Source organism: Streptomyces sp. NPDC088554 (assembly GCF_044752945.1).
Classification (GTDB): domain Bacteria; phylum Actinomycetota; class Actinomycetes; order Streptomycetales; family Streptomycetaceae; genus Streptomyces.
Map to the genome: position 1 here is coordinate 167,913 of NZ_JBIVMF010000012.1, position 14,407 is coordinate 182,319.

The 14,407-nt window shown below is 70.2% G+C and carries 14 protein-coding genes and 1 tRNA gene; 4 read left to right on the plus strand and 11 right to left on the minus strand.

Annotated features, from left to right (window positions below; translation table 11 throughout):
- Window positions 1-8: 8 nt before the first annotated feature.
- The 3 genes from ACIP8W_RS16450 to ACIP8W_RS16460 all read right to left on the minus strand — a co-directional run bounded on the left by ACIP8W_RS16450 (window position 9) and on the right by ACIP8W_RS16460 (window position 3,517).
- Window positions 9-1,781 carry a BTAD domain-containing putative transcriptional regulator gene (locus ACIP8W_RS16450; protein WP_401951000.1) on the minus strand — a complete coding sequence of 591 codons (1,773 nt, stop codon included), beginning with the start codon at window positions 1,779-1,781 and terminating at the stop codon, window positions 9-11.
- Between the two features lie 276 nt (window positions 1,782-2,057).
- Window positions 2,058-3,065 carry a DMT family transporter gene (locus ACIP8W_RS16455; RefSeq protein ID WP_401950997.1) on the minus strand — a complete coding sequence of 336 codons (1,008 nt, stop codon included), beginning with the start codon at window positions 3,063-3,065 and terminating at the stop codon, window positions 2,058-2,060.
- A 20-nt stretch (window positions 3,066-3,085) separates the two neighbouring features.
- Window positions 3,086-3,517 (minus strand): DUF2000 family protein, encoded by a 432-nt coding sequence (locus tag ACIP8W_RS16460; RefSeq protein ID WP_401950994.1) that lies wholly within the window; start codon window positions 3,515-3,517, stop codon window positions 3,086-3,088.
- Window positions 3,518-3,567: 50 nt separating this feature from the next.
- On the opposite strand from ACIP8W_RS16460, the gene ACIP8W_RS16465 reads away from it, so the two are divergent.
- Together ACIP8W_RS16465 and ACIP8W_RS16470 are read left to right on the plus strand one after the other, a co-directional pair.
- Complete coding sequence (locus ACIP8W_RS16465; protein WP_401950992.1) at window positions 3,568-4,404, plus strand: AraC family transcriptional regulator; 837 nt, start codon at window positions 3,568-3,570, stop codon at window positions 4,402-4,404.
- Between the two features lie 259 nt (window positions 4,405-4,663).
- Window positions 4,664-5,335, plus strand: coding sequence for a hypothetical protein (locus ACIP8W_RS16470; protein WP_401950989.1), 672 nt, complete (start codon window positions 4,664-4,666; stop codon window positions 5,333-5,335).
- Window positions 5,336-5,553: 218 nt separating this feature from the next.
- Here the strand turns inward: ACIP8W_RS16470 and ACIP8W_RS16475 are convergent, their stop codons facing one another.
- Window positions 5,554-5,865 (minus strand): XRE family transcriptional regulator, encoded by a 312-nt coding sequence (locus ACIP8W_RS16475; RefSeq protein ID WP_401950986.1) that lies wholly within the window; start codon window positions 5,863-5,865, stop codon window positions 5,554-5,556.
- A gap of 75 nt (window positions 5,866-5,940) precedes the next feature.
- Here ACIP8W_RS16475 and ACIP8W_RS16480 point away from each other — a divergent pair, with 75 nt between their 5' ends.
- Window positions 5,941-6,867 (plus strand): hypothetical protein, encoded by a 927-nt coding sequence (locus ACIP8W_RS16480; protein WP_401950984.1) that lies wholly within the window; start codon window positions 5,941-5,943, stop codon window positions 6,865-6,867.
- Window positions 6,864-8,690: a hypothetical protein gene (locus ACIP8W_RS16485; RefSeq protein ID WP_402148696.1), complete on the plus strand. Its 1,827-nt coding sequence runs from the start codon at window positions 6,864-6,866 to the stop codon at window positions 8,688-8,690. The genes ACIP8W_RS16480 and ACIP8W_RS16485 overlap by 4 nt, the downstream gene beginning before the upstream one ends.
- 231 nt (window positions 8,691-8,921) lie before the next feature.
- Here the strand turns inward: ACIP8W_RS16485 and ACIP8W_RS16490 are convergent.
- From ACIP8W_RS16490 to galU, 7 genes are all read right to left on the minus strand, one after another.
- Window positions 8,922-8,995: transfer RNA gene (locus ACIP8W_RS16490), tRNA-Ala, on the minus strand.
- Window positions 8,996-9,081: 86 nt separating this feature from the next.
- The gene (gene glpR, locus ACIP8W_RS16495; RefSeq protein ID WP_402203444.1) at window positions 9,082-10,203 is read right to left on the minus strand and encodes a gephyrin-like molybdotransferase receptor GlpR; all 1,122 of its coding nucleotides are present in this window, start codon (window positions 10,201-10,203) and stop codon (window positions 9,082-9,084) included.
- A 137-nt stretch (window positions 10,204-10,340) separates the two neighbouring features.
- Complete coding sequence (locus tag ACIP8W_RS16500) at window positions 10,341-10,970, minus strand: GNAT family N-acetyltransferase (RefSeq protein WP_401950976.1); 630 nt, start codon at window positions 10,968-10,970, stop codon at window positions 10,341-10,343.
- Complete coding sequence (locus ACIP8W_RS16505) at window positions 10,967-11,470, minus strand: molybdenum cofactor biosynthesis protein B (protein ID WP_402203445.1); 504 nt, start codon at window positions 11,468-11,470, stop codon at window positions 10,967-10,969. Before ACIP8W_RS16505 ends, ACIP8W_RS16500 begins: the two co-directional genes overlap by 4 nt.
- Window positions 11,467-12,000 carry a cyclic pyranopterin monophosphate synthase MoaC gene (gene moaC / locus ACIP8W_RS16510; protein ID WP_401950971.1) on the minus strand — a complete coding sequence of 178 codons (534 nt, stop codon included), beginning with the start codon at window positions 11,998-12,000 and terminating at the stop codon, window positions 11,467-11,469. Before moaC ends, ACIP8W_RS16505 begins: the two co-directional genes overlap by 4 nt.
- 73 nt (window positions 12,001-12,073) lie before the next feature.
- Entirely contained in the window at window positions 12,074-13,462 is a 1,389-nt protein-coding gene (gene glp / locus ACIP8W_RS16515; RefSeq protein WP_402148693.1) for a gephyrin-like molybdotransferase Glp, read from the minus strand.
- 3 nt (window positions 13,463-13,465) lie between these two features.
- Window positions 13,466-14,368: a UTP--glucose-1-phosphate uridylyltransferase GalU gene (galU, locus tag ACIP8W_RS16520; protein ID WP_401950965.1), complete on the minus strand. Its 903-nt coding sequence runs from the start codon at window positions 14,366-14,368 to the stop codon at window positions 13,466-13,468.
- Window positions 14,369-14,407: the final 39 nt, after the last annotated feature.

Genomic DNA, 14,407 nt, shown 5'->3' on the forward strand with positions numbered 1-14,407 from the left:
GAGGAGAATCAGGTGGCAAGCGGCTGTGCGGGCAGACCACCGAGGGCCGGCGCACCGCTGGGCGTCGGCTGCGGACCGGCCGTGTCGTGCGTCAGCTGCGCGAAGTAGGTCTTCACGAGCGGGTGCATCTGGTACCAGCCCGGTTCCGGCTGGAGCAGGAGGTGTTCGTCGACCAGTTCCTCGAGCATCTGCTCGGCGACGAAGGGCGGCAGATCCGCCAGCGCGGAGACGGACCCTACGTCGGTAAGGTCCCCCTCGACCGTGCCGAGTTTGAGCAGCAGCCGCTGCTGTCCGGCGTTCAGATGACGGTACGAAGCGTCGAAGCAGGCGACGAGGCCGCCGTGCTCCGTCTGCAGTTCGGCGAGCCGCAGAACGGGATCCGCGAGCCGCTCGGCCAGGTGCCAGACCGGCCAGGAAGGCCGACGCCTCAGCCGCGCCGCAGCGGCGGAGACCGCCAGCGGCAGGTCGCCGCAGTGCTCCAGAATGCCGTTGACGGCGTCGGGGAAGGGTCTGGGGTGCTGGTTGCCGAGCACTCGGCAGAACAGCGCGTACGCCTCCTGCCGGGGCATGGGTTCCAGGGACAGCACCTGGGTGGGGGACAGTGTCGTCATCGTCAGCCGACGTCTGCTGGTCACCAGCGTCAGACAGTCGTCCCCCGCCGGGAGCAGCGGCCTGATCTGCTCGGTATCAGCAACGTTGTCGAGGACGACCAGCAAGCGTCGGCCGACTGAGCGGCTGCGCCACAACTGCACCAGGACGTCGAAGGAGACGGGCAGTTCGCTCTCCGTCAGGCCGGAGAGCACGAGCAGTCGGCGCAGGGCGGCCTGGCGGCTCAGTGGCGCCCGGTCGCAGCTGTGTCCCCGCAGGTCGAGGAAGATCCGGCCGTCCGGATACCGGTCGGCGAGCCGGTGGGCGACGTGCACCGTCAGAGCGGTCTTGCCCACACCTGCCATGCCGTCGATGGACAGCACGCGCTGCGGTCCGATGCGTACCCCGTCGGCGAGGAGAGTCGCCACCTCCGTGGCCCTGCCGATGAAGTGTCCCATTTCGGACGGCAGACTGTCCGGCGCAGGTATGTGCACCGGCTGCGCCGGGACCACGGGTGACGCCGAGCCGGCGTCCTCGCCCAGCATCAACCGGTGTACCTCGAGCAGTTCGGGGCCGGGGCCCAGGCCGAGCAACTCGGCCAGGCTGTACCTCGTCTGTTCGTACACAGCGAAGGCACGGGACCGGGCGCCGGAGCGGTGGAGGGCGAGAACGTACTGGGCGACCATGCGCTCGCGCAGCGGGTACTCGGCCACCCAGGCGGCGAGTTCGCTGACGAGGCTCTTGTGCCGGTCCTGGGCGAGCTCGAGGTCGAAGCACTCCTCCGCGGCGGAGAGTCGCACCTCGTTCGCTCCGGCGACCTGGGCCTGGAGGCCGGCGCTCTCCAAACCAGAAAGCATCGGTCCGGTCCATAAGGACAGCGCGGCGCGGAACTCCGCGATCGCGTTCTGTTGCCGATGGTGACTCAGATGGGTCCGCGCCTGCGCCAGGTGCCGGTGGAATTCCCGGAGATCGAGCCTGGCTTCGCTGATGTCGAGCTGGTATCCGTCGGCCACGGGAGTGAGGAGCGCTCCACTGGGAGCCAGGATATTGCGCAGGTCGGATACCGCGTTGCGGATCTGCTTGCCCGCGGTGCTCGGGGGAGCGGTCCCCCATACGGCGTCGACGAGACGTGCGATGGATATGTGCCGGCTCTCCGCGGTCAGCAGTGACCCGAGCACGACCTGATGCTTCATTCCCCGTAGCGGTACCGATCGCCCCCCCACCTTGAGCTCAAGCGGACCCAGCACCCTGAACTCGGCTTCAGACATGAAGTGGAGCCCCCCGATCTTGCTTTTCCGAAAGGATGAGCATGACTGCCGTGCACGCGACGCTGCGGGCACGTGGGGGTGAGGAGAACGAGCGCCCGCCCTGGGCTGGGGTTGGGCCCGGGACGGGTGCTGAGCAGTGGCCGTCGCCCCCCCATGAAACGACGGTGAACTACTCAGCCCGCTTGCTGAAGGTGGCCTGAATCAGCCCTTGTTGAGGGATTCCAGGCCGCCGGATTCCGCTGTGTGAGCGGGTGCGGTCGGCTCGGCCGTATGCACAGCCTCCCGCTTGAGACGGCCTTGCGTCACAGCGAGCAGAGCACCGGTCAGCATGACGACGGCGCCGACCAGTTGGAGTCCGCCGAAGGACTCGCCGAGGAAGACGACAGCGCAGGTCACGCCGAATACCGGAACCGTGAACATGACGACGGTCGCGGTCGACGGGCTGACGACGCGCAGCCCCCGGTAGTAGAAGAGGTAGGCCACGGCGGTGGGGCCGATGGCAAGGTAGGCGATGTTCGCCCAGGTCGCCGATGACAGTGCGGTCCACTCCACATCCGAAAACGATGGAACCGCGAAAACCAGCAACGCGAGAGCGCCGGCGAGAGTGCCAAAGGTCGTCGCCCGCAGCGGATCCATACCGACCAGCACCTTCTTCGAGGCGATGCTGTAGACAGCCCAGGAGAGCGCGCCGAGAAGGTAGATGAGGTCCCCTGTCAACCGGGAACCGCCCGCATCCAGGCCGGTTCCCCCCGCGCCGATGAAAAAGACCACAGCGCCGGCGACCCCGAGGGCGAGGCCGCCGAGCCGGGCGCCCGACGCCTTCTCCCGGCCCAGGGCCAGAAGAATGATCGTGGTAATGACCGGACTCAATACCGGAACGATAATACTTCCGTCGATCGAAGGGGCCAGGGAAAGGCCCCAGAAGAAGAAAAGGTTGTATGCGAATACACCGATGAGACCCACACCAGCGGCGCGCGCTATCTGCCGCCCGGTAAGGGCGGCGCCCTGTGATTTCCGCCCGATCAGGGCGAGCAGAAGAAGCAGGATGAGCGCGCCACCACCGAACCGGAGAACGGCTGCCACCTGATGAGGCATATGGCCGACGACCGACTTGGAGCTGGCGAAAGCACTACCAAATAGCGCCATGGTCGCAAGCAGGTACATATACGCGTTGGCGGATTCGCTCCGCAGCTGCGCCTCTTTTTTCATGGTGCGCCCCTAACGAGACGTCACGGGTGCATTCGGGCGCCCTTGATGATCTTGTCCACCACGTTGCGCGGCCCGTACACGGCCATGCCGACGAGGTCCAACTGGTCCCGGTGGACGGCTCGTACCGCAGCCCGGTTGTCGCGGTCGTTGTTGGTGGCGAAGAGGTCCGTGGTGAAGACGGACAGAGGCAACTCCCGGCTGACTGCGCGCTGGTGCGACGTCGTCAGGGCCTCCTTGCTCGCCTCGAAGACCAGGACGGGCTGGCGGAACATGGGCAGGTAGTCGGTCCCGTCGGCATCCGCGTAGGGCTCGCCGATTACGTCCGGCACTTTTCGGCCAATACCGCTCACCAGGAAGGCGGTCATGTTGAGCCGCTGCCATGTCTGGAGATCGTCACGCAGGACGACGGCGATCTTTGTCTCAAAACGAACAGGTTCGTTCACGGTTTCCATGCGTGCAATCAAACCGCAGAGGTCACAGCCAAGTCTTGTACGATCTTTGCATGCTTGACTACCCGGAGATCCGCGCCTGGCGTCCCGCGCTGGATGGAATTACAGAAGTCTTCCATGCCCACATCACCGACCACGTCTATCCCATGCATACACATGATTCCTGGACCCTGCTGATTGTCGACGCCGGCATGGTCAGATACAACCTGGACCGGCATGAACACGGCGCCCTGGATCAGACGGTCACGCTGCTGCCCCCGCACGTCCCACATAATGGACGGTCGGTCACCTCGGACGGATTTCACAAGAGGGTCGTCTATCTGGACGCCTCACAGCTGGAGGACAGCCTCACCGGGCTGGCGGTCGACAGCCCGGTACTGGAGGATCCGCTGCTGCGGCGGCGCATTCACCGACTGCACCAGTCGCTGGAGCACGTCGGCGACGAACTCGAGGCGGAGAGCAGGCTGGCGCTGGTGTCGGAACGGTTACGTGACCACTTGCAGCGCCGCGTCGACGAGCGCGCCCCCGTACTCGGCACCGACATCGCACACCGCCTGCGCGACATCCTGGACGCGAGGTTCGTGGAGGGTGTCAGCCTCAAGGACGCGTCGCAGTCGCTGCACGTCCACCCCGCCCACCTTGTCCGGTTGTTCAGCCGGGAGTTCGGCATAGCCCCCCACCAGTACCTGACCGGCCGCCGCGTCGACCTGGCCCGCAAGCTGCTGCTGCGCGGTATGGCGACGCGCCTCGTGGCGGCCTCGGTCGGCTTCCACGATCAGTCCCATCTCAACCGGCACTTCAAGCGGATGCTGGGCACCAGCCCCGGCCGCTACGCCCACAGCAGCCCGGCCGGAGACCTGGACGAGACTCCGATCTCCAGACTCTCCTGACGTCGAGACGCAGCCGTCGGACAATGGCTGCCTCGCCCGGAGCACGGCCCCTGCAAGTCGGGCGGCGAGGGCACTTGGCTGCGAGAACTGCCCGGCGAGCTTGCCAGTCGTATCCGGTGAGCACGAACCCTGTGGCACATCTGGCGGCGTCTGCCGGCTCAACTGCCAGACGTGGTTTGGCGTTTGGGTGTCTGGGACGTCTGGCGTTCCCTACGATGTCTGGCGTCGCGTCTGTGGCGCCGATGGGTCGGGAGGGCAGATGGGTTTCGCTGGCATGGACGAGGCTGCTGCGGCACCGGGGTTGCGGACGGCCGTGGATTTTTACACCCGCAAGGCAGATCGGCTTCGGCAGCGCCAGCGCGACCTGGAGGATGAACTGGCCTCTGTGCAAACCGAGTTGGACAAGACGTGCACGACATGCGACCAGCTTGCCGGGGCACTTGACGAGATCCTCTCCCAGACCTCGGACACCGGCCAGGAGCAGGACACCGGCGCGGGGGAAGCCGCGGAGAGCCCGGCTGGTGAGGACGGCGGTCCCTCCGCCCCCGCAGCGGCCGAGTCCGAGTCGGCCGATGGGACAGCTGGCGGCCGGCAGGAACGCAGGCCTGGGAGGCCGCGGGCTTCGGCTGCGAAGAAGACTGTGTCGAAAGCGAAGTCCGGCTCGGTGATGCAGGCCATCGAACAGCTGCTGGTGACGTCCGGGGAACCGATGCACGTCACGAAGATCACCGAGGCTCTTGGTCGTCCAACGGACGGAAAAGCGGGGACGGCCGCGGTGGAGACGATCCGTGCGACGTGCAAGCGGCTGGTCGGGCACGGGCGGGTCGCCGAGGTCAAGACAGCCGTGTTCGCTATCGCCCGGGCAGCTGAGGCCCGGCCGGCTGATGAGCCGGGGCCCATGGGCGACGCCGGGCTGAAGGGGGCCGCCTAACGACGCCGGCCTCAAGAGCTGTCCCCTCCTCCCGTTACGGGGAGGAGGGGACGGGTTCCGTTGAGCTTGGACCCTCTTCGGAACCTTCGACGTGGACCCCATTGGTAGTGGCTCACGCGCTCTCCCGAGGTTAGAGCAACCGTGCTCGCCCCGGGGGGTGCGTGGCCTATTTCGTCGTTCCCGGCAGTTGCTGTTATTCGGGGGCGGGAAGGCCGGTTTCAGTGGTCAGTGTGCGTTCCGCTTCGGGGCGGATACAGCGGCACGGCAAGGAAGTTCTCCAGGCGGGCGACGGTGGCGACGTCGGGCCAGCAGCGGCCGGCGATCAGGTCGGCGATGGCCTGCCGGTTGACCCCGGCGCCGGTGGCGGTCCGCCGCAGGCTCCGCTTCTGGGTCTTGAGGGCGTTCGCGAGGGTTCGGGCGATGATCTGGACGACGACGGCGCCGGGGTCGGTGAGCTCGGCGTGGGGCCAGGTTTCCGGATCGCGGGCAAGCTCGCGCGGCGGTGTTCGCCGGGCCATGCCTCCGACCATGCTGATGCACTCCTTTACGTGAAGATCGGCTTCAATCCCTTCACTGGCTGCTTGACCAGCCGGTGGGATTGGTCCGTGACGCTGAACTCGCAGCCCTCCGCCCGTATCCGCCACTACCGCCCCCGCCTGCCGCCGGAGCGGTGGGGGCCGGTCGCGGACCAGGTGAGGGCCACCGTCACGGCGGCGGCCCCGGCCACCTGCTACGAGGCGGAGCATCTGCTGCATGTGGTCGGCCGCCTCGCCGTGTGGGCCGAAAGCACCGGTCTGCCGCGCGATCCGGGGCTGTGGATGCGGACCGAGACCATCGACGCGTTCATCCTCCGCGGCCTCAAGGGCAGGCCGGGCAGCACGGCGCAGACCTTCCGGACCTGGCTGCGCCGCACCCGCGAGGCGCTGGTGTGGGTGCAGCGCGGGGAGGCCCCACCAATCCGGATCGCAGCGGATCGTCGACCCCAACCACCATATGAACTGGGCGAGTTGAACCGGTTGCGGAGCTGGGTGGAGCTGCTGCCGGGCCGGGCCCGGCTGGACGGTCTGGCGCTGATGGCGCTCACCGCGGGCTGCGGCCTGGCCCCGGGCGAGGTGCCCGCCGTACGCGGCAGCGATCTGCGCGTCACCGCCCAGGGCATGGTTGTTCTCGACGTGCCCTGGCTGGGGCGGCTGGTGGCCTGTCGCTCCGGGTGGGAGCAGACGCTGGCCGAACTCGCCCAGGTCGCCGGGAACGGCTACCTGTTCCGGCCCGGCCGAAAGGTCGAGGCTGCGAAGAACCTGGTGAGTTCCTGGCCCGCCCGCCACCGGCCGCACCCGGGCCTGCCCCCGCTGGCGGCCCGGCGGCTGCGGACCACGTGGATCGTGGACCTGCTGCGGCAGCGGATCGATCCGGCCCTGGTCGCGGATGCCGCGGGCATGCGCTCGGCTGCGGGCCTGGCTCCCTACTTCCACTGGGTACCTCCGCTCGGCCCCGAGCAGGCCGCCGCGCTGCTGCGCGGACCCCGGCCATGATGCGCCGCCCGGAGACCCCTGACGATCCGGCCGCCCGGATCCGGTGGCTGCGGCCCAAGCCGCCGCTGAGCGGGGCGGCAAAGATCCCCGACTCGAAAGTCGGCCAACTGCTGACCCTCCTGGACCGCTCCGGCATCCCCCAGCAGCTGGAGGAACTCCTCAAGCATCGTCCCGGCCCCAAGGGGGTACGCCCCCGGGTGGTGATGGCCGGTCTGCTGCTGTCGGCGTACTACACCGGCCGGGCCACCATCGCCGACGCCTGGCGAATCCTGCACTACGGCCTCGAGCCCAGAGCCCGCACCTGGCTGAACATCCCCGACCGGCCTCCCGCCGGGCCCGCCGCGCGCATCGCCTCCAGCAAACGGCTCTACCGGGGCCTGGACACCATCACCACCGCCCTGGACCCGGTCCGCCACGACCGACGCTCCCGGCTCCCCCAACGCCACGCCGACTTCCACGCCGCGATCTGGGACAGCCCAGACGGACGCACCGCCGCCGCCCGCCTCCAGACCCTGGCCAACCGCCTGGTCCTGGCCACCGTCCGCATGGCCCACCAGCGCGGACACCTGCGCGGCTGGAACGGTGACATCGGCGTGGACGCCACCGACATCCAGGTCAGCGCCCGCCCCGACAGTCGCCGGCGCGGCACCGCCTCGGTGGAGATCACCGCGGGCTGGCACTTCAAGGGCGGCAGCGGCGAGAAGGTCTTCGGCTACAGCGCGGCTCTGGCCATCGCCGCCCACCACCGCGACTCGGGCGACGACCCGCCCAAGGCCTACCCCCAGCTGTGTCTGGGCTTCGAGCTGGACACCCCCACCGTCCGCACCGGGCCCAACGCCGTCACGATCCTGACCCAGCTCGCCGAACTCGGGCTGCCCACCGGAATCCTGGCAGCAGACCGCGCCTACACCGGCTGCAGCCCACCCGCCTTCCAGACCCCCGTCCGCCGCCTCGGCTACCGCCTCGCCCTGGACTACAAGGTCAAGGAACGTGGCCTGCAGGGCAGTTGGCAAGGAGCCCCGCTCGTCGACGGATCGCTGATGTGCCCACTCACCCCCGCCCCACTCATCCATGCCACCACCGGCGCCGACGACGACACCGTCCGGCTTCGCAGCGACGAACTCCGCGAGAAGATCGAAGCCCGCGAGCCGCACCACCTCAAACTCAAGCAGGGACCCGACCCACGCGGGGCGATCCGCCTCCACTGCCCGGCCTCCGGCCCCTCCCCGACGGTCAACTGCCTCCGCCGCGACCGGCTGCGGCCCCGCACCCCCGCCGCTTCGGCGATGCCCGCCCGGGTGATCAACCTCAGCGAACCTCCGACCCGGACCCTCCCCGCGGCCGCCCGCCCCACCATCCACATCCCTGACACCGAACACTTCGCGCCGCCACCGGCGGAGGCGATGCCCCAGGTGTGCTGCGCGGGCTCCATCACCGTGCCCGCCGACGCCAAGGCCGACTGGCGCCTGGCCAAGTACCGCCAGGACGTCCACTACCTGCATACACCCTGGCTGAACACTTATCGGCCCATTCGTAGCCATAACGAGGGGGCCAACGGCCGTTTCAAGAGCGGGACCCTCGACATCGGCAACCCCAAGCACCGGCCCGCCCCCGGACAGGTCACACAGACACTTCTCCTCGCGGTCATGCTCACCGTCGCCAACCTGACCGTCCTGGAGACCTGGCTCACCGAACGCGCCGGCCCCGACGAGCTCACCGACACCGACTTCCAGGCCGCAGGCCCACTGCCCCCGAACACCGTCCCGGCCATCGCGTTGCCCCCAGACCTCAGCGGACGCCACCCGCCTCCGCGCATGACCTGACGTCCGGCCCGCACGACAACCACAGCCCACCACCGCACGCCGACCACCCAGACCGGCGCGCACAGCCATGCCCGTGCACCTGCCACAACCCCCGCGACGCCAGCCACGACGCCACAACGTGCGCACCCAGACCTCCCAACGAGCCCAGAAACGACGAAATCCCGTCCGATCGAAGTGATCGGACGGGATTTCGTGAACCGTCTACGAGCTAACTCGCGAACGGCCCTGTTGTGGACCTGAGGGGATTTGAACCCCTGACCCCCTCGATGCGAACGAGGTGCGCTACCAGTCTGCGCCACAGGCCCTTGCAACGAGTGAAACTTTAGCACCCCCTGGGCCGTGCCCGGAAATCCGTTGGTGGCTGGTCACCGGCGGGGGCGCGGCGGTCTCGTTACTCGTTGGCCGCGCGGGGGCGGTCGTCTTCGTCGTACTGGTCGAAGAGAGGGGTCCTGCCGCGGTCGCGGGTGCGGCGGGCGGGGGGTAGGGCGGGGGCCGGGGCCGCCGGGGGGGTGGGGGGGGTGGGGGCCGGTTCGGCGGTGGAGGAGCGGGAGGCGCTCCAGGTTTCCGGGTCGCCGACCTCCACTCCGCCGCCGGCGCGGGGGGCGACCGGGGCGGTGACGTAGGTCGGGAGCGGGACCGGGACCGGCTCCCAGCTGTCACCCCGGGCCGGTCCGCGTTCGCGCTGCTGGTCGACCCACTCCGCGTGGTCGGTCTGCTCGACCAGGGCGCGGCGGCCGGCCTCCTGCGGGGAGACCGTGGGGGCGGGCTCGGGCTCGGGGCAGGGCTCGGGTTCCGCTTCGGGCTCGCCCGCCACGGCCGTGGCGGGCGAGTGGCGGCGCGGGCGGTTCTCGCGGAGCCGCTGGGCGGCGGCCTCGGCCCTGCGCCGGTCCATGGTGAACGCGAAGCGGCGCCGCTCCTGGCCGCGCAGATGGACGATGTACCCGCTGAGGAGTACGCCGGGAACGGCGGGCGCCCAGAGGAAGGCGAGTCCGCCGACCGCCGCGACGACCGCGCCCAGCGTGAAGGCCAGGAAGAGGAGAACGGTGGTACGGCGGCGGCGCGCCAGGACCTGCGAGCGCTGCGCGCGCCGGGCGCGTTCGGACGCCGGGCCGCCGGAGCGCGCGCGCCGCTCGGGCGCGGGGCGCGCGGGGTTCCGGCCGGGGCGGGACCATACCGGCTCGGGGGTGTCCGCGACGGCGTCCGGGGGGACCTCCAGCCGGGCCTCGGTAAGGGTCGGGGACGCGGCGAAGGCCCGGACGTCGACGGAGCTCATCGACTCCGTACGACTCTCCGGTTCCCCGTCGGCCACCGCCCCCTCCTCGGCACGTCCCTGAAGCTCCTTGGTGTAACGGCGCTCCATGGCCGCCCGTCCGGACAGCAGCCGGATGGCGGTGCTGAAGCGTTCCGTCGGACGCGCCTCGTTGAGCTCGTCCTGTCTGCGGAGCCACATCGGTACCAAGTAGGCGGCCCAAGCCCCGACGATGGCTGCGTAGAAGAGGCCGCTGTTGCTCACGGTTCACACCGTAGAGGGGTTCGCGCGGCGGCATCCGCCAATTGAGCCGGTGTGTCGCACGATCCGGCTGATATCACGGACTTTTTTTGTGATGGTACAGATCAGTTTATGGTCACATCGCAACCAATATCGAACATTTATTTCATTTTCTGATTGTTCCCGGGCCTGCTCCGGTGCCATCGGCGGAGCAGTCCGTCCGGCACCTCCTCGGACGTCAGTACATAGACGAGATGGTCCCGCCACGCCCCGTCGATATGGAGGTAGCGGGGGCGCAGCCCCTCCTCCCGGAACCCGAGCTTGTCGACGACGCGCCGGCTGGGTCCGTTCTCCGGGCGGATGCAGACCTCGACGCGGTGCAGTCCGACCATCCGGAAGCAGTGGTCGACGGCGAGCGCCACCGCGGTGGGCACGACACCGCGGCCCGCGACATCGCGGTCCACCCAGTACCCGACATGGCCCGAGCACATCGATCCCCAGGTGACCCCCGCGACCGTCAACTGACCGACGAGCCGTCCCCGGTACTCGATGACGAACGGCAGCATCCGGCCCGCGTTCGCCTCGGCGCGCAGATGCCGGACCATCTGCCGGTAGGTGGGGCGCTGCGCCCCGGGCGCTCCCGGGGGCGATGGCGGGATCGTCGCCTCCCAGGGCCGCAGCCAGTCGCGGTTGCGCCGGTTGACCTCGCGCCAGGCGCGCTGGTCGCGCATTCTGATGGGCCGCAGGACGACATCGCCGTCGACGAGCGTCGCGGGCCAGGCCGGGTTCATCCGGAGGTACGGGCGTGATCGCCGCCGTGGATCTGCTCCACGGCGTGGACGAGCAGCCGGTCGAGTACGGCGAGGCCGTCGCGCACCCCGCCCGTCGAGCCCGGCAGATTCACGATCAGGGTCCGCCCCGCCACCCCCGCCAGACCCCGGGAGAGCGCGGCGGTGGGGACCTTGGCGACGCACTCGGCGCGGATCGCCTCCGGGATCCCGGGGATCTCGTGGTCGAGCACGCGCCGGGTGACGTCCGGCGTACGGTCCGTGGGCGAGATCCCCGTACCGCCGGTGGTCAGGATCACGTCGTACGCGGCGGCGACGCCCTCGCGCAGCGCCTGCTCGACCGGGTCCCCGTCCGGCACGACCCGCGGGCCGTCGACCGCGAACCCGAGCGCCGCGAGCCCCTCGGCGAGGATCGGGCCGCCCCGGTCGGCGTAGACCCCGGCCGCCGCGCGGTTGGACGCGGTGATGACCAGCGCGCGGTAACCGCCGTCCGGCGTGCTCATGACGTGGTCCCGTCCGGCTCGGGGCGGGTCCAGGTGCCGGACTTGCCGCCGGTCTTCTCCTCGACCCGTACGTCCGTGATGACCGCGCCCTTGTCGACCGCCTTCACCATGTCGACGACGGTGAGCGCGGCCACCGAGACGGCGGTCAGGGCCTCCATCTCGACGCCCGTGCGGTCGGTGGTCCGCACCGTCGCGAGGATCTCGACCGCGTCGTCCGCGACCGTGAGGTCCAGCGTGACGCCCGAGACCGCGAGCGGATGGCAGAGCGGGATCAGCTCGGGGGTCCGCTTGGCGCCCATGATGCCCGCGATACGCGCGGTGGCGAGGGCGTCCCCCTTGGGCACTCCCCCGCCCCTGAGCAGGTCGACGACGCGTGGTGAGACAAGCACCCGGCCGCTGGCGCGGGCGGTGCGCGTGGTGACCTCTTTCGCCGAGACATCGACCATCCGGGCCGCGCCCGACTCGTCGATGTGCGTCAGGCTGTCCTGCTCAAGAGGTCCGGGGGTCTCCCCCCGGGAAAACACAGTCATTCGCTGTTGGCGCTCCCGGTCCGGGCCCCGACAGGGCCTGTGTGGGCAGACACGGTACCGCCACCGCGCGGGGTCAGCCGATCAGGACCACCTCGACCTCCGTGCCGGGTCCGACCTCGGACGACTCCTCCGGTACGACGATCAGCGCGTCGGCGTGGGCCAGCGCGGCGACGAGATGGGAGCCCGCGCCGCCGACCGGGGTGACCGTCCCCGCCTCGGCGTCGTACGCACCGCGCAGGAACTGGCGCCGGCCCGCCGGGGACGACAGCGTCCGGTCGGCCGCGAGGGTGGCGCGGACCACGGGCCGGTGGATGTCCTTGAGCCCCATCAGGGCGCGGATCGCGGGGCGTACGAACAGCTCGAAGGAGACGTAGCACGACACCGGATTGCCGGGGAGCGCGAGCAGCGGGATGTGCTCCGGGCCGATCGAGCCGAAGCCCTGGGGCCTGCCCGGCTGCATCGCGAGCTTGCGGAAGTCGATCCCGGCGCCCGCCTCGTCCTCGTCGCCCACGGAGGAGAGCGCCTCCTTGACGACGTCGTACGCCCCGACGCTGACGCCACCCGTGGTGACGATCAGGTCGGCGCGGATCAGCTGGTCCTCGATGGTGGAACGGAGCGTGTCCGCGTCGTCGGTGACGGCGCCGACCCGGTACGCGATGGCGCCGGCGTCGCGGGCGGCGGCGGTGAGGGCGAAGCTGTTGGAGTCGTAGATCTGCCCCGCGCCGAGCGGCTCGCCGGGCTGGACCAGCTCGCTGCCGGTGGAGATGACGACCACGCGGGGGCGCGGGCGGACCCGGACCCTGCCCCGCCCGATGGCGGCCAGCAGACCGATCTGGGGCGGGCCCAGCACCGTACCGGCCGCGAGGGCGAGGTCACCGGCCCGCACATCGCTGCCGCGCGCGCGGACATGGGCGCGGGCCTCGACCGGGCGGTGGATCCGCACCTCGCCGCCGGCGCCGCGGTCGCCGGGACCGGCCGGGCTCATGGCGGTGGCCGCACCGCCGCCCGTACCGCCGTCGGTCCACTCGACGGGGACGACGGCCTCGGCGCCGGGCGGCAGCGGCGCGCCGGTCATGATCCGGGCGGTCGTGCCGGGGCCGACCTCCGGGAGGGAGCCGCTGCCCGCCGCGACATCCCCGACGACGGTGAGCACGGCGGGGAACTCCTCGGTGGCACCCGCGACGTCGGCGGTACGGACCGCGTACCCGTCCATGGAGCTGTTGTCGAACGGCGGCAGGGCCACCGGCACCGTGACGTCCTCCACGAGCAGGCAGCCCTGGGCGTCGGGCAGTTGCAGCTCGATGGGGTCGAGGGGGTGGACCGCGGCGAGGATGTCCGCGAGGTGCTCGTCCACCGTCCAGAGCCGGTCCTGCCCGAAGCCCGGGGCGGACGGACGGCCGGGCGCGGGAGCGGGCGCGGATGGCGGGTCCGCCGCCGGTGCCGGTTCTGCCGTGCTGCTCAAGTGCTACATCTCCTCGCTGACGTAACTGCGGAGCCAGGTCCGGAAGTCCGGGCCCAGGTCCTCACGTTCGCATGCGAGTCTGACAATGGCACGCAGATAGTCCGAGCGGTCCCCGGTGTCATAGCGGCGTCCCGTGAAGATGACGCCGTGGACCGGGCCACCGACCTCCTCGTCCGTGGACAGCTGCTGGAGGGCGTCGGTGAGCTGGATCTCACCCCCGCGGCCCGGCTCGGTCTTGCGCAGTATCTCGAAGACGGCCGGATCCAGCACGTATCGGCCGATAATCGCGTAATTGCTGGGGGCGTCCGCCACGTCCGGCTTCTCGACCAGATCGTGCACCTTGACCACATCGGGGTCGGCGGTGGGCTCCACGGCGGCGCAGCCGTACTGGTGGATCTGGGCCGGATCGACCTCCATCAGCGCGATGACACTGCCGCCCTCGCGCTCCTGGATCTCGACCATCCGGGCGAGCAGCGGGTCCCTGGGGTCGATCAGGTCGTCACCGAGCAGGACCGCGAAGGGCTCGTCTCCGACGTGCGGCGCGGCGCACAGGACGGCGTGACCGAGGCCCTTGGGGTCGCCCTGGCGCACGTAGTGCATGGTGGCGAGGTCGCTGGACTCCTGGACCTTGGCGAGCCGTTCGGTGTCTCCCTTGAGGGTGAGCGCCTGCTCCAGCTCGTAGTTGCGGTCGAAATGGTCCTCGAGCGGGCGCTTGTTGCGGCCGGTGACCATCAGCACGTCGGAGAGCCCGGCGCCCACCGCCTCCTCGACCACGTACTGGATCGCCGGTTTGTCGACGACCGGCAGCATTTCCTTCGGGGTGGCCTTGGTGGCGGGCAGGAAGCGGGTGCCGAGGCCCGCGGCCGGGATGACAGCCTTGGTGATCCTGGAGGTCGAGTGAGTCATACGGGGAACCCTATCCGGCGCGTATGGGCGGAAGATGAT